Origin of the sequence: Pantoea coffeiphila, from assembly GCF_016909495.1 — a bacterium.
Lineage (GTDB): Bacteria > Pseudomonadota > Gammaproteobacteria > Enterobacterales > Enterobacteriaceae > Erwinia > Erwinia coffeiphila.
This window is the reverse complement of the sequence record NZ_JAFBFW010000004.1, coordinates 123786-141645: the sequence shown is the minus strand read 5'-3', so window position 1 is coordinate 141645 and position 17860 is coordinate 123786. Positions and strand designations below refer to the sequence as shown.

15 protein-coding genes are annotated in these 17860 nt (G+C 54.7%); 6 read left to right on the top strand and 9 right to left on the bottom strand.

Features of this window, described 5'->3' with window-relative positions:
- The first annotated feature begins 11 nt into the window (after positions 1-11).
- Together JOE09_RS14230 and JOE09_RS14225 are read left to right on the top strand one after the other, a co-directional pair.
- Complete coding sequence (locus tag JOE09_RS14230; protein WP_205066235.1) at positions 12-1211, top strand: Bcr/CflA family multidrug efflux MFS transporter; 1200 nt, start codon at positions 12-14, stop codon at positions 1209-1211.
- Between the two features lie 512 nt (positions 1212-1723).
- A complete protein-coding gene (locus tag JOE09_RS14225; RefSeq protein ID WP_105591324.1) occupies positions 1724-2071 on the top strand; it encodes a YejG family protein in 348 nt (115 codons plus the stop codon).
- Between the two features lie 119 nt (positions 2072-2190).
- Here JOE09_RS14225 and yejF read toward each other — a convergent pair whose 3' ends face one another.
- The 9 genes from yejF to yeiP all read right to left on the bottom strand — a co-directional run bounded on the left by yejF (position 2191) and on the right by yeiP (position 13109).
- A complete protein-coding gene (yejF, locus tag JOE09_RS14220) occupies positions 2191-3774 on the bottom strand; it encodes a microcin C ABC transporter ATP-binding protein YejF (protein WP_205066234.1) in 1584 nt (527 codons plus the stop codon).
- A 1-nt stretch (position 3775) separates the two neighbouring features.
- On the bottom strand, positions 3776-4801 hold the full coding sequence (locus JOE09_RS14215) for a microcin C ABC transporter permease (RefSeq protein ID WP_200561283.1): 1026 nt from the start codon (positions 4799-4801) through the stop codon (positions 3776-3778).
- Positions 4801-5892: a microcin C ABC transporter permease YejB gene (locus tag JOE09_RS14210; protein ID WP_205066233.1), complete on the bottom strand. Its 1092-nt coding sequence runs from the start codon at positions 5890-5892 to the stop codon at positions 4801-4803. The genes JOE09_RS14215 and JOE09_RS14210 overlap by 1 nt, the downstream gene beginning before the upstream one ends.
- An 11-nt stretch (positions 5893-5903) precedes the next feature.
- A complete protein-coding gene (locus JOE09_RS14205; protein WP_205066232.1) occupies positions 5904-7712 on the bottom strand; it encodes an extracellular solute-binding protein in 1809 nt (602 codons plus the stop codon).
- A gap of 111 nt (positions 7713-7823) precedes the next feature.
- Positions 7824-9416 (bottom strand): cyclic di-GMP phosphodiesterase, encoded by a 1593-nt coding sequence (locus tag JOE09_RS14200; RefSeq protein WP_205066231.1) that lies wholly within the window; start codon positions 9414-9416, stop codon positions 7824-7826.
- A gap of 212 nt (positions 9417-9628) precedes the next feature.
- Positions 9629-10201: a bifunctional murein DD-endopeptidase/murein LD-carboxypeptidase gene (gene mepS / locus JOE09_RS14195; protein ID WP_200546204.1), complete on the bottom strand. Its 573-nt coding sequence runs from the start codon at positions 10199-10201 to the stop codon at positions 9629-9631.
- 522 nt (positions 10202-10723) lie between these two features.
- Complete coding sequence (locus tag JOE09_RS14190) at positions 10724-11431, bottom strand: phosphatase PAP2 family protein (RefSeq protein WP_205066230.1); 708 nt, start codon at positions 11429-11431, stop codon at positions 10724-10726.
- 37 nt (positions 11432-11468) lie between these two features.
- On the bottom strand, positions 11469-12452 hold the full coding sequence (locus tag JOE09_RS14185; protein ID WP_205066502.1) for a CobW family GTP-binding protein: 984 nt from the start codon (positions 12450-12452) through the stop codon (positions 11469-11471).
- 84 nt (positions 12453-12536) lie between these two features.
- The gene (gene yeiP / locus JOE09_RS14180; RefSeq protein ID WP_105591333.1) at positions 12537-13109 is read right to left on the bottom strand and encodes an elongation factor P-like protein YeiP; all 573 of its coding nucleotides are present in this window, start codon (positions 13107-13109) and stop codon (positions 12537-12539) included.
- A gap of 255 nt (positions 13110-13364) precedes the next feature.
- Here yeiP and JOE09_RS14175 point away from each other — a divergent pair, with 255 nt between their 5' ends.
- The 4 genes from JOE09_RS14175 to fruA all read left to right on the top strand — a co-directional run bounded on the left by JOE09_RS14175 (position 13365) and on the right by fruA (position 17802).
- Entirely contained in the window at positions 13365-13619 is a 255-nt protein-coding gene (locus JOE09_RS14175; RefSeq protein WP_105591334.1) for a YkgJ family cysteine cluster protein, read from the top strand.
- A gap of 406 nt (positions 13620-14025) precedes the next feature.
- A complete protein-coding gene (gene fruB, locus JOE09_RS14170) occupies positions 14026-15159 on the top strand; it encodes a fused PTS fructose transporter subunit IIA/HPr protein (RefSeq protein ID WP_105591335.1) in 1134 nt (377 codons plus the stop codon).
- Positions 15156-16097, top strand: a complete 942-nt coding sequence (gene fruK, locus JOE09_RS14165) for a 1-phosphofructokinase (RefSeq protein WP_105591336.1) — start codon at positions 15156-15158, stop codon at positions 16095-16097. The genes fruB and fruK overlap by 4 nt, the downstream gene beginning before the upstream one ends.
- A 16-nt stretch (positions 16098-16113) precedes the next feature.
- Entirely contained in the window at positions 16114-17802 is a 1689-nt protein-coding gene (fruA, locus tag JOE09_RS14160) for a PTS fructose transporter subunit IIBC (protein WP_205066229.1), read from the top strand.
- The last annotated feature ends 58 nt before the right edge of the window (positions 17803-17860 follow it).

Below are 17860 nucleotides of genomic sequence, written 5' to 3'. Positions count from 1 at the left end.
AGGGGCAGTGAGTGTCAAAGGATAAGAATTCTTCCGCAGGATTGGTGGTGATCCTCGGTCTGTTGGCGATGCTGATGCCACTTTCGATCGATATGTATCTGCCTGCGCTGCCGCAGATTGCTCGCGAGTTTGGCGTGTCGGCGGGCAGCGTACAGATGACGCTCAACGCCTATATTCTTGGCTTTGCACTTGGTCAGCTTATCTATGGTCCGCTGGCGGACAGCTTTGGCCGCAAGCCGGTGATTGCGGTAGGCACGCTGATCTTTGCGGTGGCTGCCGCCGCCTGTGCGCTTTCGCAGAGTATTGAGCAGCTGATCAATATGCGTTTCCTGCACGGCCTGTCGGCGGCGGCGGGCAGCGTGGTGATCAGCGCCCTGATGCGCGACAGTTACTCGAAAGAGGAATTCTCGCGCATGATGTCGTTCGTGATGCTGGTGACCACCGTGGCACCGCTGCTAGCACCGATCGTCGGTGGCTGGCTGCTGCTGATCTGGAGCTGGCACGCTATTTTCTGGACGATTTCCGTGGCGGCGATTATTACCACGCTGCTGGTGGTAACCCAGATAAAGGAGACGTTGCCGAAGGAGAAGCGACAGCGGTTTAATTTGCGTACCACGCTGGGTAATTTCCTTTCGCTGTTTCGCCATAAGCGAGTGTTCAGCTATATGCTGGCCAGCGGCTGTTCGTTTGCCGGGCTGTTCTCCTTCCTGAACGCCGGGCCGTTCGTTTACATCGAGCTCAACCATATTTCGCCGCAGGACTTTGGCTACTACTTTGCGCTGAACGTGGTGTTCCTGTTCCTGATGACGCTGCTGAACAGCCGCTGTGTTCGGCGTTTTGGTCCGCTGGCGATGTTCCGCTTTGGTCTGCTGGTCCAGTTCACTATGGCGGTTTGGCTGCTGCTGGTTAGCGCGCTGGATCTCGGCTTCCTGCCGCTGGTGTTTGGCGTGGCGATGTTTATCGGCTGCGTGGCGATGGTGTCATCGAATGCGATGGCGGTGATCCTGGATGAGTTTCCTCATATGGCGGGAACCGCCTCTTCCCTGGCGGGCACGCTGCGTTTTGGTGTGGGCGCGCTGGCCGGAGCGCTGTTGTCTACCATGACCTTTAACAGTGCGTGGCCGATGGTCACAGCGATCTTTATCTGCGCTACGCTATCGATTGTTCTGTTCCTTTATGCGGCGCGCCCGCGCCACGCTCAGTCCGCCTGATTCTGCTGCCGGGCCGCTTTTGGCCCGGTAGTATTCCCAGTACCCAGTACCCAGAATCCAATACCCAATACCCGGTGCTCAGGTAAAGGGTATCTGCTGCAATCCGTTAATCCGCTTCAGACATCGATCTTCGAATCGTTCATCCAGCCTGTTCGCGGGCTGTTTCTCTTCCGTACCCGGGCACGCCTGACTGTAGCCGGGCAGCGATGCATTTGATCAAGTACCGGGCATTCTCACCGTTCTGTTGATTATTTGTGAAATGCTAACCCTGAAAAAGTAACAGTATTGCTACGAAAACGGTTGTGATCCCGAGGGTAACGCGGTAAATATAGCGAATAAATGAGAGTTACCTCTCAAAAAAAGACTATAAAAAATGTGGATAAGTCAGGTGATTAAAACTGCCTGAGATAAATGATGCTGTTTATCAGCACGTTAAAGTTATTTCCACAATTGATGATTTACCTTGTAAAATAATTGTGAAAAAATTGTTTAAAGTCACTCTGGGGGGGACTATGTTGAATACATTACAACATTCAGTGGTACATCGTTTGCCAGCCAGTTATCGACGCTGCGGTGGGCCTGTCGGCTTCACCGTAGAACCTCAGGCAGCCAATGTGTTAAACAGCGATGACGACTTGATCGGGCTGCGCCTGCTGAGCCACAACGGTGATTCTGCATGGGAAATTATGCAGAACATCAAACTGGCACTGGCTGATATGCAGCTGGAGTGTTCCGTACTGGAGCTGGAAGGTGAGCCCTGCCTGTTTGTTCATCGGCAGGATGAATGCACCACCACCTGCCGCCTGAAGAATTTCGGCGTCGGTATTGCTGAAACCTTTGCCGGTGAACGCCGCGATTAGGTCAGGCTGAGTCTCACCACATTTGAACAAGCTTGTCCCCACCGCCAGACGTTTTGATTAAGCCTGACCCGGCCGCAGAACGTCATAACTAAACCCGTAGCAGCACGTCGATCTCGCGATCAGGCCAGCATCAGCAGCTGGCGAGTGTATTCCTGCTGTGGCGTATTAAAAATCTTCTCACATTCCCCCTGTTCGACCACTTCTCCCTGCTGTAGCACCACGACCTGATGACAAAGCGAACGCACCACCTGCAAATCGTGGCTGATAAAGATGTAGGCCAGCCGGTGCTGTTGCTGAAGCTTTTTCAGCAGGGTGAGGATCTGTTTCTGCACCGAACGGTCCAGTGACGAGGTTGGTTCATCCAGAATGATCAGCTGCGGTTGCAGGATTAGCGCGCGGGCGATGGCGATACGCTGGCGCTGACCGCCGGAAAACTCTGCCGGATAGCGCTGGCGAGTTTCAGGGTCCAGGCCGACCTCTTCCATTGCGGTAATCACCTTTGCTTCCCGCTGCCCTGCATCCAGCTCGGGGTGATGAACCTGTAGCCCTTCTGCAATGATTTGCAGCACGTTAAGCCGTGGATTCAGCGCCGAGTTAGGGTCCTGAAACACCACCTGGATCTGGCGGCGCACCGGCAGCATCTGCTTGCGGTTCCACTGGTGCAGCGGCTGGTTGTTAAACCAGATATCGCCACCGGAAGCAATCAGCCGCAGCAGCGCCAGTCCGGTAGTGCTTTTACCGGAGCCGGATTCCCCAACCAGACCGAGCGTTTCACCCGGATGCAGACTAAAACTCAGCGATTTTAATGCATGGTGATAGCCCACCGTGCGGCGCATCAGCCCCTTTTTAATCGGGAACGCTACCTGTAAGTTATCCACTTTCAGCAACGGTGCCTGTTCTGTATCCGCGGGTTCAGGCCGGCCTTCTGGCTCAGCATCCAGCAGCTGGCGAGTATAAGGATGCTGCGGCGCGGCAAAGAGCTGCTGTGTGCTGTTATGTTCCACAGCCTGGCCGTTGCGCATCACGGTTACGCTATCCGCAAGCTGGCGCACAATATTCAGGTTATGGGTGATAAACAGCAGGCCCATATTCAGCTCCTGCTTCAGCTCCTTCAGCAGGGTGAGGATCTGCGCCTGTACCGTCACATCCAGTGCGGTAGTGGGTTCGTCGGCAATTAACAGTTCGGGCTGAGTCAGCAGCGCCATAGCAATCATCACGCGCTGGCGCTCGCCGCCGGAAAGCTGGTGGGGAAAATCATTTAATCGCCTGGTCGCATTGCGGATGCCCACACGTTCCAGGCAGCTGAGCATTTCGGCCCGTGCAGCTTCCCGGCGCATCCCGCGATGCAGTGACAGCACTTCATAAAGCTGCTTTTCTATGTTGTGCAGTGGGTTTAGCGAAACCATCGGTTCCTGAAAAATCATCGCTATACGGTTACCGCGCAGGCCGCGCAGCGTGCGTTCATCGGCATGCAGCACGCTCTGACCGGCAAACTGGATATCACCCTGCGGATAAACCACCGGCGGTGAAGGCAGTAGCCGCATCACCGACAGCGCCGTCACGCTTTTACCTGAGCCTGACTCGCCGACCAGCGCCACGGTTTCACCGGCATCCACCGAAAGCGAAAGTCCGTCCACCACGCGCCGTTCAACGCCGCCCTGGCGAAAAGCAATGCTCAGATCCTGAATCGAAAGTAGCGCCATATCAGTGTACCTTGCTCGGGTCAAAGGCGTCGCGCACGGCTTCACCAATAAAAATTAACAGTGACAGCAGGATCGCGAGCGAGAAGAAGGCGGTCAGCCCCAGCCACGGAGCCTGTAGATTATTTTTACCCTGTAGCAGGAGCTCCCCCAGCGACGGCGAACCCATTGGCAGCCCGAAGCCAAGAAAATCCAGCGAGGTCAGCGTGGTGATCGATCCGCAAAGAATAAACGGCAGGAAGGTCAGCGTGGCGACCATCGCATTCGGCAACATATGCCGCGACATAATGCGCCAGTCGCTGACCCCCATCGCCTGTGCGGCGCGGATGTAGTCGAAGTTACGCGTGCGAAGAAATTCCGCGCGAACCACGCCGACCAGGCTCATCCAGCCGAAAATCACGGTAATCGCCAGCAGCCACCAGAAGCCGGGCTGCACCACGCTGGAGAGCAGGATAATCAGGAATAACGTCGGCATGCCCGACCAGACCTCAATAATACGCTGTCCCCACAGATCGACTTTACCGCCAAAATAGCCCTGGGTTGCGCCGACGATAATGCCAATCACGCTGGAAAACAGCGTCAGCATCAGGCCAAACATCAGGGAAATCCGCGTGCCGTAGAGAATGCGCGCCAGCACGTCGCCACCGTTAGCATCGGTACCCAGCCAGTTTTCCAGCGAAGGCGGGGAAGGGAAGGGGCGGGTGCTGGCAAAGTTAATTGTATTATCGCCGAAGCGGATTGGAGCCCAGATAGCCCAACCCGCACTGTCCAGCCGCTGCTTCAGCCATGGGTCCTGATAATCTGCCGGGGTGTCCAGCGGCCCGCCAAAATCACTTTCGGTATAGTTCACCACCAGCGGGAAATAGGTCCGATCCTGATAGTGCACCACCAGCGGCTTATCGTTCGCCAGCAGTTCGGAGCCGAGGCAAAGCACGAAAAACACCAGGAAGATCCACAGCGACCAGTATCCGCGGCGGTTATGCTTAAACCGCGCCCAGCGGGCCTGATTAATCGGATTTAAATGGCTCATCAGCGCCCCTCGAAATCAATACGCGGATCGACCAGCGTGTAGGTGATATCGCTGATAATGTTCAGCAGCAGCCCGATCAGCGTGAAAATGTACAGCGTGCCAAACATCACCGGATAATCGCGCTGAATGGTCGCGTCGTAGCCCAGCAGACCCAGACCGTTAAGCGAGAACATCACCTCAATCAGCAGCGAGCCGGTAAAGAACATGCTGATAAAGGTGGCGGGGAAACCGGCGATCACTAACAGCATGGCGTTTCGGAACACGTGGCGGTAAAGAATTTTCTCCTCATCCAGCCCTTTGGCCCGGGCTGTAACGACGTACTGCTTGCGGATCTCATCAAGAAACGAGTTTTTAGTCAGCATGGTCAGCGTCGCAAAGCCACCGATTACCGTCGCCAGCACCGGCAGGGTGATATGCCAGAGATAGTCGGTGATTTTGCCATACCACGGCAGGCTGTCGAACTGCGGTGAGACCAGTCCGCGCAGTGGGAACCAGTCGAGGTAGCTGCCTCCGGCAAACAGCACAATCAGCATGATACCGAACAGGAAAGAGGGAATGGCGTAGCCGATGATTATCGCCGTGCTGCTCCAGATATCAAATGCACTGCCGTTGCGTACCGCCTTCTTGATGCCGAGCGGAATCGAAACCAGATAAATAATCAGCGTGCTCCATAGTCCCAGCGTCACCGACACCGGCAGGCTTTCTTTGATCAACTGTATAACCGAACTACTGCGGAACAGGCTGTCGCCGAAATCAAAGCGCAGATAGTTCCACAGCATGGTGAAATAACGCTCGTGCAGCGGTTTATCAAAGCCGTAGCGCTTGGTGATCTCGGCAATCACCTCAGGATCCAGGCCTCGGGAACCGCGATACTGACCCTCAGCGGGGGAGGCATTCAGCGAACTTCGCGAGTGGGAGGCGTTTTCGCCGGCAGCACCCGGCAGGCCGGTGGTCTGTCCAAACTCAATATTGGCAATGGCCTGATCGACCGGGCCACCTGGTGCAATCTGCACGATAAAAAAGTTAATGGTGATAATCGCCCACAGGGTGGGAATAATCAGCAGTAAGCGACGAAGAATATACGCACCCACAATCAGGCTCCTTAACGACGCTGCGCCGGCAGCTGTGCGGCTTTGTTGACATCGTACCACCAGCTGTCAAAGCCCAGCGAATAGGTTGGGCGAGTGGTCGGCATCGAGAATTTATTCCAGTAGGCATAACGATCGCTGGCGCTGTACCACATGGGGATCATGTAGTAGTTCCACAGCAGCACCCGGTCCAGCACTCGTCCCAGAGCGATCAGCGCCGGTTTATCGCCCTGATGCTGGTTAATCTGTTCGATCAGATTATCGACCAGCGGACTATTGACGCCCGGCCTGTTGTAGCTGGAATTGATATAGCTGCTGGCCCAGTAAAACTGCAGGCCGGTATCGGGGGTGGCAAAAGCGGCATAGGGCGAGGGCAGCATATCGAAATCACGGCTGCGCAGGCGGGAAAGATACTGCGAGCTGTCCACCTGGCGTACATCCATGGTAATACCGATACGCGACAGATTATGTTGGAACGGTAGCACCCACTGGTCGCTGCCGCCGCTGCGCAACAGCAGTTCGAAACGCATCGGTTTACCGGTTTTAACATTCACCAGCTGTCGGTTTTTCAGCTCCCAGCCTGCCTGTTTGAGCAGATCGAGTGCCTGTAAGAGTTTACCCCGATCGTAGCCGCTGCCGTCAGTTGTGGGCGGTTGATAAATTTTATCAATGACTTCAGATGGATACTGCCCCTTTAGCGGGGCAAGTATTTCCAGTTCGCTGGCGTCAGGGTAGTTGCGTGCAGCGTACTCTGTATTCTGGAAATAGCTGTCGACTCGCTTATAGGCATTATAAAACAGCGCCTTGTTCATCCAGTCGAAATCAAACACCAGCGACAGCGCTTCACGCACTTTCGGATCGGTAAACTGCGGGCGCTGAATATTAAAGGCCAGCCAGTTGGTGTCGGTAGCAACGGTATTCGGGATCGGGTCTTTGATGATATAGCCGCGTTCAAAATTGTTACCGCTGTACTGCGTGGCCCATTTTTTTGCCGAACCTTCTGCCCGGAAATCAAACGCACCGGCCTTAAATGCCTCGAAGGCCACGTTATCATCGAGATAATAGTCGTAGCGGATTTTATCGAAGTTAAAACGCCCTTTATTCACCGGCAGGTTTGCTGCCCAGTAATCTTTTACCCGTGAGTAGGTGATTGACTGGCCGACTTTATAGGCGGTAATACGATAGGGTCCGCTGGACGGCGGTGGATAGGGGAGTGGCTCACCCAGATTACGATTTTTCCAGAATTTCTCCGGGAACACCGGTGATGACAGCAGCGACAGCATTTTGTCGCGGTCGGGCTGCGGCTGTTCAAAACGCACCGTCAGACGGGAAATGGCCTTAGCGGTGACGCCTTTATAATACACGCGATACTGCGGCACGCCCTGAGTCATAAACATATTGAAGGTGAAGGCGACATCGGCGGCGGTTATCGGCGAGCCGTCCTGGAATCGTGCCAGTGGATTAATATTCACCTCAACCCAGCGATAATTGTCGGGGTAGCGGGCATATTCGGCAATAAGCGGGTAGAGACTGCCGACCTCATCTTCGGACGAGGTGAACAGGCTGTCATACAGTGCTTCTGTGCGCGCGCCGGGACTGCCGCGCATGGCATAGCGGTTAAAGTTATCGTAGGTGCCAATCGCCGAGAGGGTAATACTACCGCCTTTTGGCGCGGCCGGGTTGGTATAATCAAAATGCGTGAAGCCTGTGGCGTATTTTGCAGTACCAAGCTGGGCAAAACTGTAGCTCTCATTAATCTTTTCAGCCTGCGCGCAGGCAGCGGTCAGGCTGAATAAAGCAAGGGCAACAACGCGCACAATCATGGTTTAACAGGCTCCCGAAGGTTATTGAAAAAGACAGGCAAGTCAGACTGACAGTAAAGCTAACCGGGCGCAATGATAGTTAAGCCTTTTTACCCGTTTTGACAGTTGATGCTAACCAACCAGTACCGTGCGATCGTTTGACACGGACTGGTCGATAAAATAATCCACCAGCTGGGGTACTGTTCGCGGCCGACTGAATAAATAACCCTGCATATGGCTGATACCACCATTGATCAGCCACAGCGCCTGCTCGGCGGTTTCCACCCCTTCGGCTACCGTATTCAGATTCAGTTTCTGCGCCAGACTCAGCACGGCGTCCAGTACCGGAGAATTAACGGTTTCAGTGCCAATACTGAGTACAAAACCCCGATCGATCTTCAGGTAATCAAATTTAAACTTTTCCAGATAGATTAACGCACTGTGACCGGTGCCAAAATCATCAATCGCAATTTTAATATTTTGCTGGCGAATCCAATGGAAGATTTCATCCGCGCTGTTGTCATCCACCATAGCGCGTTCGGTAATTTCGAAAATATATTCGAAATGATTTTGCGGCATGGCTTCCAGCCAATCGAGCACGTCCTGACGAAAAGTCGGGTAGCTTAAATGCAGTGGGGAAAGATTAATACCCAGACGCGTTCCGGCAGGGATCGTTTTGCACAGTTGGTGTGCATCCCGTGCAACGAGCTGAAATAAATGCCGGGTTAGCGGGACGATCAGGTTTTGTCCTTCGGCGTAGCTGATAAACGAGTCGGGCGGTATTCGGCCTTCGGTCGGATGTGTCCAGCGCAACAGGGCTTCAAGCCCGTAAGTTCGCCCGGTACTGGCTTCTATGACCGGCTGATACTCTACGTGAAATTCACCCCGCTTCATGCCCAGCTGGATCTCTTTTCCCTGCCGCTGGCGCAGTAAAAGCGCCAGGAAACAGGCAAAGGCGGCGATGATGCTGAGTAACAGTCCGGCGAGAAGGATGACATGAACATCGCGCGCAGGAAGCGTTTCCCCATAGAAATAAAGCGTCAGGGGGTATCCGGAAATGGCAATCGTACGCAGCGGGTGCTGCGGCAAATCCGCAAGCTTGATCACTCCGTCATTCCAGGTGGTTAGCGCGTTATCTTTTGTGGCTATCGCCATCCCGGCAATCTCCAGATGGCGGGAGGTCAGCAGCAGGTAAGGGGTCAGGTTAACGTTCAAAGTGACAAACACGCCGTAGGACGGGTGATTGGCATCGGACAGCCAAATGGCGATTGCGGGTTTGCCCGGAACCATTGGCGTGTCGGGGATCAGGCGAATATCCAGCGGTTTAGCGATGTCGGTTAAGGGGGAAATGCTTTTTACCGCCAGCGACATTGGCCCGGTGGCGGAGGAGCAGAAGGCCACGCCGTTTTTGACCAGCAAAATGGCACGAATATTAGGAGCGAATGCGGCGCGCTGGATCAGATCATTACGAACCTGGTCGCAGCTGGCAATACTGGCGGCGGCCTGTAAAGGCTGTAGGGTTTGCTGAAGTTCACCGAACAGGTTGATGACATAGCTTTGCGTGTAGCCAGCCAGCCGGTTATGGCTTTCGGAATGGCGGTTCCAGGTGATACTCAGGGTAATAACGATAAACGACAGAAAAAAAATAAAACCAATGGCGGCACTCAGACAGACTATCTTGCGCTGCTGGGGGACCAGTCGCGTGACGTTTGTTGGCAGTGGCATGGGGTGATATCTCCCGTTATAGCCGGTTTTTTATTATTTATTAGTAACAAACAGCTTCTCTGGTGTAAGCAATGCAGGATATAACGGCGGCGGGTTTCTGTCTTCATATTCTTTTGATTATCAATAGTTTTTTTGCTGGAAAACAGGCGAAAAAAAACGCTGCCGGGGCAGCGTCTTTTTCTCTCGTGTTTCGCAGACTTCAAAGGATAAAATCAGCTTTGAGTTCGGCTCAGAACCCGGCGTGCATCGCGGTAGCGATTTTTCCAGTACGACTCGTTGAGATTAGAAATCATCACGCCGCTGCTGGTCGATGCATGTACGAAGTTGTCATTACCGATATAAATACCGACATGACGACCCGTAGAGCCTGCGCGGAACAGAACTAAATCACCCGGGCGCAGTTTCGCGCGCTGGATACTCTTTCCGCTGTCTTCCTGTTCATAAGTTGAGCGAGGAAGATCTAAACCAAACTGTTCACGAAACGTAGTCTGAACAAAGGCCGAGCAGTCAATGCCACGTTTGCTGGTACCGCCTAAACGATAACGCACGCCTTTCCAGTCTGCGTACTGATCCATTAAACGGGATTTAATATCCACGTTCTGAACCATCTGTTCGAATTCATCCTGAGACGCTTGAAGTAAAAAACCATTCTGGTCTTTAACTGCATGAGTATCAGTTTGTACATTGTGCCCGCTGTTCGAACTACATGCTGACAAAAGTGCCGCAAATGCGACGGCGGGGATTGCCCGCAGGATATATCTCAGAATAGGTTGAGACTTGACCATTATGTTTGTAATCCCTTGAAGTCCTTAACGACAGAGTCGTTAGTTAAAATGCGAAACGAAACGAGATTAATTAGCGCATCACAAGATGACAATTTCGGAATCTTTAAAATGTGTTAGCGAGCACGTTTTAAAATGTAACAGACCGAAATATTTTACCCATTTTGCCTAACCGGAAACGAGGTTACCCCATTACAACTCCCATGGCGAGGGGTTTTAAGTACTTTTTTATAGGTTTTTTTGATGTGAAATAACCAGATACGCATTTGGTCAGAGAACGGACAATATTGGCGGTTTTAGCGTGCCGGACAGCACGGCTTTGTGACAGAAGGTATAGCGGCTGTGAGATTAGGAATAATCTCAAAGAATGACAGTTGGTTACCTTGTTGAGCTTGCCTGCGCAGGCATAATGAAATGTTCTGAGTGATTCACTATGTTAGCCTGCTAATTGATTTCTCATCCGCATTAAAGATAAGAAAAATATTTATCCTTAATGCGGAATGTACTGCAGGTTTATAAGGGGAATTACCTGGCCGGTTTATATTTACCCGGTAAATGACGATAGAGCCAGTTCACGAGATAGTCGCTGGCCGGAGTCATTAGCCACCAGCTCATTCCCACCAGCACCACGGAAAGGGAACCTACGGCAATGTCGGTAAACCAGTGGGCGCCAATCATCACGCGCGGCATCGCAAACACCAGTACGATCAGCACCGCCAGGGCAAACGCGCGGCGGCTGAAATAGCGCAGCATAAAGCAGGCGAAAATAATCAGCATCATACCGTGGTCGCCGGGGAAACTGTCCGCCGAGGAGTCTTTGGTCGGAATACCGGTCAGCTGTGAGACATGATGCACATCCGGGAAATATTTCGTCGGGCTGGCATGTGAAACCGGGATCAGATGACCGAGCTGGTTCAGGCCCACGGCGGTAATCAGCATGGTGATGCCGATGGCCAGCATTCTGCGGCGGCCCTGCGGCGTTTCACGACGCCAGAAGTGCAGATAAAGACCGCCCATCGCCAACAGAGAGACGCCGTCAAATGCGCGGAAGTTGGTGATGGCTACCAGCCACAGCAGAAGTTTACTGGTCACCATGCGGTCGTTGAACCAGTAGAAAATCCCTTTATCGATGGCAAACCACTGGCCGTGGCCTGCGGGAAGATACCAGGAGAAAAAGAGGATTAACCCCAGCGCATTGAGTAAAAGGATGGTCAGTAAGCGTTTAGTCGTCATAAATACCAGAAAGTCATTAGCTAAGTCGCGGCGTAGATTATCCCTGATAGTGTAAACGAAGTTTCAACAAAGAAGTTTGCAAACTGTTCCAATCCGCGCGCGCATCGTCGATAAGTTCAATGCGGCTGTCCGGCGGCTCGGCGCTGCGGGTCTCAATATGGAAGTCGGCCCCCTGACGATTAATGCTGACCATACCTTCCGCAATCCGCATGACGCCTTTCACCCTGGAAACCGGTGCCAGCCTTGCCCACTCCAACAGGCCGATGGTATCAAACACCGTATCGCCGTTGAAAACCCAGCCGCAGGCATAGTATCCCTGGCCCTCATTCAGCGCTCGCCGCCACGGCATGTTGTCGTCAGGCTTGAGTGCCGCCAGCCGCGACGGTGCGGTGCTGTGATGATGATGGGCGGGATGAGGTAACTCTCGGAGATTGCGGCGTGGGGTGTCCAGCAGCGCTGCATCAATCTCGCCGTGCTGGGTGGTAACCAGCGTGCGGCCGGAGGCTGACTGCTGCTGGAAGTTCAGCAGCGCCTGGCGGCTGGTGTCGTCCCAGCGATCCTGTTTATTGGCAATAATGATATCGGCGGCGGCCAGCTGGTCACGGAAGTTTTCATTATCCACCACCCGTTCATCCAGCAGCTGGCGCGGATCGAGCAGGCAGAGCGTGGCGCGCAGATCGATCCAGGGTTCGTACACGCTGGCCGATAGCATATCGAGGATCTGTTTCGGATGACCCAGGCCGGTAGGTTCAATCAGCAGCCGATCCGGCTTTGACTGCTTCAGCAGCATATTCAGTCCAACCTGCATCGGCAGCCCATTCACACAGCACATACAGCCGCCGGGGATCTCTTTCAGCACGGCACCGGTTTCTGCCAGCAGCGCACCATCAATACCTACTTCGCCAAATTCGTTGACCAGTACCGCCCACTTTTCACCGTCGGGTTTATTCGCCAGTAAATGCCGCAGCGTGGTGGTTTTTCCGCTGCCAAGAAAGCCGGTGATCAAATTTACCCGGGTCATCATTGCTCCAGTTAATGCGTTTTCTTTTTGTTATAACATAACAAAAAGGGCGATGTCATTGCACATCGCCCCTGTCCGGCAGAACTAGTCTGCGCGGCTCATATAACGACGTTCGGGAATATGAATGCGGATCTTGTCACCGTTGCTGAGATATTCCGGTACCTGGATAACCAGACCGGTACTCATCGTTGCCGGCTTAGTACGGGCGCTGGCAGAGGCACCTTTAATACCCGGCGTGGTTTCAACAATTTCCATATCCACGGTCTGCGGCAGCTCAAGCGCCAGGATCTGGCCATCCATCGTCAGCACCTGAATACCGGGAATGCCGCCTTCCGGCAGGAACAGCAGTTCGTCTTCGATCTGATCCTGCTTGAAGTTGTACGGGGTGTAATCTTCGTCATCCATAAAGACGTATTCGTCACCGTCTATATAAGAGAAGGTGACCTGGCGGCGGCTGAGAGAAATGGTGTCGAGGATGTCATCGCCTTTGAAGCGCTCTTCAACCTTCAGCCCGGTGCGTACATCCGTGAAGCGCATTTTGTACAGCGTGGACGCACCGCGTGCGCTTGGGCTTTGCACATCAATGTCTTTTACCAACAGCAGTTTGCCGTTGTAGCTGATGGCCATACCTTTTTTGATTTCATTCGCTCTTGGCATAAAACGGATCTCACGTGGAAGAGAGGAAAATTTATCGCGACAAGGTACTCGCGCCCGGGCTTTCAGGCAAGATCTGCCTGCATGGCTAAGCGGAAAAAAGCGGGAATTGTAATCATGAGGATATCCCGAGCGTCGGTGGTTTACAGCGGATAAGGCCACACTTCACGATATAATCTGACATTCGCGACATTCTGTATCGTAACGAAAGGGCTTCTGCTAATGTGGCGCCCTGTAACTTAGCGTAGAGATTATCTGATGGAATGCCGTATTGATTGTGGAGCCTGCTGTATTGCGCCTTCCATCTCCAGTCCGATCCCGGGCATGCCCAACGGCAAGCCGGCCAACACCCGCTGTATTCAGCTTAATGACCGCAATTTATGCAATATTTTTGGCTCCCCGCTGCGACCAAAGGTGTGCGGTGGATTGCAGCCTTCGCGGGATATGTGCGGCACCAGCAGCCTTGACGCGATGACCTATCTGGTGAATCTGGAAGCCGCAACGGCGCCTTAGGCGCGCGGGCGCTGAAATCAGCATATCTGGCCATCAAACCTCTTCTGACTTCTCTTCAACACTTTTCTTGCCATCTGACCCCTGCTTAACCTTTCTTCAGCACTTTTCTAACCATCAAGCCCCTTGCTTAACCTCTCTTCAGCACTTTTCCTGATAAATCCCCCTGCTTTCAGCACCCCTTCAGCTAAAGCCATAGCGCCGGGGGTTTTCTGTGACAAATCTCAACAAAATGTGCGGACCGTCAAAAATCTGCTATGTCGTTTGCAGTAAAACTTGCCACAACACATCAATAACGACCACAATCCTTGAAACGTTTCAGCGTTGTCTCCGCAGGTTGTTTGCTCAGGGATAGCGCTTTTTTTCTCAAATTAGCTGAAACGATTCAAATTCAGCAGCGAGGAGAACCATGTTCCAGTTAGAACTCAACGCCATTAAGCCCGGTGCGCAGGCGTCCGACAAACAAGATGCCATTCGTCAGGTTGCCGCCGCGCTGACCGCTGCCGGTAACGTGGGCGAAGGCTACGTTAACGGTATGCTTGCCCGTGAGCAGCAGACCTCTACCTACCTGGGTAACGGTATTGCCATCCCGCACGGCACCACCGATACACGCGATCTGGTCCTGAAAACCGGCGTGCAGGTGTTCCAGTTCCCGCAAGGTATTGCCTGGGGCGACGATCAGACTGCCTACGTGGTCATCGGCATCGCCGCCAAATCGGATGAACACCTGGCGCTGCTGCGTCAGCTGACTCACGTCCTGAGCGATGACAGCGTGGCTGAACAGCTGAAAACCACCGATTCAGCGGAAACGCTGCGCAGCCTGCTGATGGGCGAAAAGCAGGGCGCTGAGTTCAAATTCGATACTTCGCTGATTGCCACCGACGTGGCCGCCAGCGATCTGATGACGCTTCAGGCGCTGAACGCCGGTCGTCTGCAGCAGGCTGGCGCGGTTGATGCGTCCTTCGTCAGCAGCGTCATCGGCGCGAAGCCGCTGAATCTGGGGCAGGGCATCTGGCTCAGCGACAGCACCACCGGTAACCTGGGTAGCGGCGTGGCCGTCAGCCGTGCCGCCGCGCCGATCGACGTCAATGGTGAAAGCGCTTCGCTGCTGATCACCGTGGCCGTCGCCGACGACCAGCCGCTGACCGTGCTGAACTACCTGAGCGATCTGCTGATTGCCCGGAAAGCTGAACGTCTGCTGAAGGCCGACGCGGCGGGTATCCTCGCGCTGCTGACCAGCGAAGTGTCCGAACAGGCTGACGTACTGACCGAAGAGTTCACCATTCGTAACGAACATGGCCTGCATGCCCGTCCGGGCACCGCGCTGGTCAGCGTAATCAAGCAGTTCAACTGCGACGTGACCGTCACCAACCTCGACGGCAGCGGCAAACCGGCTAACGGCCGCAGCCTGATGAAAGTCGTGGCGCTGGGCGTGAAAAAAGGCCATCGCCTGCGCTTTACCGCCAGCGGTGAAGATGCGCGCGCCGCGCTGGACGCGATTGGTGAAGCCATCGCCGCCGGTCTGGGCGAGGGGGCAGCATGAGCAGACGCGTTGCCACTATTACCCTGAACCCGGCTTACGATCTGGTGGGTTACACGCCGGAAATCGAACGCGGTGAAGTAAACCTGGTGAAAACCACCGGGCTGCACGCGGCCGGTAAAGGCATTAACGTTGCTAAGGTGCTGAAAGATCTGGGCATCGACGTGACCGTCGGCGGCTTCCTCGGTAAAGAAAACCAGGATGGCTTCCAGCATCTGTTCAGCGACCTCGGCATTGCCAACCGCTTCCAGGTGGTTGAAGGCCGTACCCGTATTAACGTTAAGCTGACCGAGAAGGGCGGCGATGTTACCGATCTGAACTTCTCCGGTTTTGAAGTGACCGGACAGGACTGGGATCGCTTCACCGCCGATTCCCTGACCTGGCTGGGCCAGTTCGACATGGTCTGCGTCAGCGGCAGCCTGCCTGCAGGCGTCGATCCTGAAGCCTTTACCGAGTGGATGACCACGTTACGCACTCACTGCCCGTGCATCATCTTTGACAGCAGCCGCGAGGCGCTGGTTGCCGGTCTGAAAGCCGCGCCGTGGCTGGTGAAACCTAACCGCCGCGAGCTGGAAATCTGGGCTGGCCGCAAGTTACCGACATTACAAGATGTGATTGAAGCAGCACATTTGCTGCGCGAGCAGGGTATTGCTCACGTGGTGATCTCCCTCGGTGCCGAAGGCGCGCTGTGGGTGAATGCTTCAGGCGAATGGATTGCAAAACCACCTGCCTGTGAAGTTGTCAGCACCGTGGGTGCCGGTGATTCAATGGTTGGCGGGCTGATCTACGGCCTGCTGATGCGTGAATCCAGCGAGCACACCCTGCGTCTTGCAACCGCCGTGGCGGCAATGGCCGTCAGCCAGAGCAATGTGGGCGTTACCGATCGTACCCAGTTGGCCGCAATGATGGCGCGTGTCGACCTACAACCTTTCCATAATTAACAGCAGGAGACGCATAATGAAAACGCTGCTGATCATAGATTCTTCGCTGGGGCTGGCAACGGGCTATCTGGCAAAAAACATCACTACCGCCGCTGCGGCAAGTGCCGGACTGACGCTGACCGATAACCCGGCAGAAGCAGACCAGGTCATTGTTGCCGGTAAAAACATTCCGGCCGACAGCACGCTGAACGGTAAAGCCATTTATCTGGCGGATATCGAACAGCTGCTGCGCCAGCCTGCCGACGTGCTGGCGAAAGCGCAGACCGATGCCCAGCCGTACCAGGCACCGGTTTCCGTAGCGAAAGCGGCTGCGCCTGCCGCTGGCCCGAAACGTATTGTTGCGGTGACCGCCTGTCCAACCGGCGTAGCGCACACCTTTATGGCGGCGGAAGCCATCGACACCGAAGCGAAAAAACGCGGCTGGTGGGTGAAGGTTGAAACCCGTGGTTCCGTCGGTGCAGGCAATGCCATCACTCCGGAAGAGGTCGCGGCGGCCGATCTGGTTATCGTTGCGGCGGACATCGAAGTGGACCTGGCCAAGTTTGCCGGCAAGCCGATGTATCGTACCTCTACCGGTCTGGCGCTGAAGAAAACCGCGCAGGAGCTGGATAAAGCCGTGGCGGAAGCCAAGCCTTACCAGCCGCAGGGCGGCCAGTCTTCCGCACAGAGTGAAGACAAGAAAGAGAAAACCGGTGCTTACCGTCACCTGCTGACCGGCGTGTCTTACATGCTGCCAATGGTGGTGGCCGGTGGTCTGAGCATCGCGCTGTCGTTCGCGTTCGGTATCACCGCGTTTAAAGAGCAGGGCACGCTGGCTGCGGCACTGATGCAGATCGGTGGCGGCAGTGCGTTTGCGCTGATGGTGCCGGTACTGGCAGGCTTTATCGCCTTCTCCATTGCTGACCGTCCGGGTCTGACTCCGGGTCTGATTGGCGGTATGATCGCCACCAGCATCAACGCAGGCTTCCTCGGCGGTATTATTGCCGGTTTCATTGCCGGTTATGCGGCGAAGTTCCTCAGTCAGAAGGTGAAGCTGCCAACCAGTATGGAAGCACTGAAGCCGATTCTGATTATTCCGCTGGTCGCCAGTCTGATCACCGGTCTGCTGATGATCTACGTGGTGGGCAAACCGGTTGCCGGTATCATGTCTGGCCTGACTACCTGGCTGGCTAACATGGGTACGGCGAACGCGGTACTGCTGGGTGCGGTTCTTGGCGGCATGATGTGTACCGACATGGGCGGCCCGGTGAACAAGGTGGCTTACGCGTTCGGCGTGGGTCTGCTAAGTTCTTCAACCTACGGACCGATGGCGGCGATTATGGCGGCCGGTATGGTGCCACCGCTGGCGATGGGTCTGGCGACGATTGTTGCACGTAAAAAGTTCAACAAAGGTCAGCAGGAAGGCGGCAAAGCCGCGCTGGTTCTGGGTCTGTGCTTTATCTCTGAAGGTGCGATTCCGTTTGCGGCCCGCGACCCAATGCGCGTACTGCCATGCTGTATCGTTGGCGGCGCGGTAACCGGCGCCATCTCCATGGCGATTGGTGCCAAACTGATGGCACCGCACGGCGGTCTGTTTGTTCTGCTGATCCCGGGTGCAATCACTCCGGTACTGGGTTACCTGATGGCGATTATAGTCGGTACGCTGGTGGCAGGTCTGACTTACGCGGTGCTGAAGCGCCCGGAAGTGGAAACGGCGAAAGCGTAATCTCCAGTTGGGCCAGGGTAAAACGCCTGGGCCCGATAGCAAAACGGCCTCGCTACTG

What these genes read in the sequence shown, in the direction of transcription:
- JOE09_RS14215 (WP_200561283.1), bottom strand. Translation starts at nt 4,801, where the DNA reads ATGAGCCATTTAAATCCGATTAATCAGGCCCGCTGGGCGCGGTTTAAG.
- mepS (WP_200546204.1), bottom strand. Translation starts at nt 10,201, where the DNA reads ATGGTCAAGTCTCAACCTATTCTGAGATATATCCTGCGGGCAATCCCC.
- JOE09_RS14190 (WP_205066230.1), bottom strand. Translation starts at nt 11,431, where the DNA reads ATGACGACTAAACGCTTACTGACCATCCTTTTACTCAATGCGCTGGGG.
- JOE09_RS14185 (WP_205066502.1), bottom strand. Translation starts at nt 12,452, where the DNA reads ATGACCCGGGTAAATTTGATCACCGGCTTTCTTGGCAGCGGAAAAACC.
- JOE09_RS14225 (WP_105591324.1), top strand. Translation starts at nt 1,724, where the DNA reads ATGTTGAATACATTACAACATTCAGTGGTACATCGTTTGCCAGCCAGT.
- JOE09_RS14200 (WP_205066231.1), bottom strand. Translation starts at nt 9,416, where the DNA reads ATGCCACTGCCAACAAACGTCACGCGACTGGTCCCCCAGCAGCGCAAG.
- JOE09_RS14175 (WP_105591334.1), top strand. Translation starts at nt 13,365, where the DNA reads ATGGAATGCCGTATTGATTGTGGAGCCTGCTGTATTGCGCCTTCCATC.
- yejF (WP_205066234.1), bottom strand. Translation starts at nt 3,774, where the DNA reads ATGGCGCTACTTTCGATTCAGGATCTGAGCATTGCTTTTCGCCAGGGC.
- fruK (WP_105591336.1), top strand. Translation starts at nt 15,156, where the DNA reads ATGAGCAGACGCGTTGCCACTATTACCCTGAACCCGGCTTACGATCTG.
- yeiP (WP_105591333.1), bottom strand. Translation starts at nt 13,109, where the DNA reads ATGCCAAGAGCGAATGAAATCAAAAAAGGTATGGCCATCAGCTACAAC.
- fruA (WP_205066229.1), top strand. Translation starts at nt 16,114, where the DNA reads ATGAAAACGCTGCTGATCATAGATTCTTCGCTGGGGCTGGCAACGGGC.
- JOE09_RS14205 (WP_205066232.1), bottom strand. Translation starts at nt 7,712, where the DNA reads ATGATTGTGCGCGTTGTTGCCCTTGCTTTATTCAGCCTGACCGCTGCC.
- fruB (WP_105591335.1), top strand. Translation starts at nt 14,026, where the DNA reads ATGTTCCAGTTAGAACTCAACGCCATTAAGCCCGGTGCGCAGGCGTCC.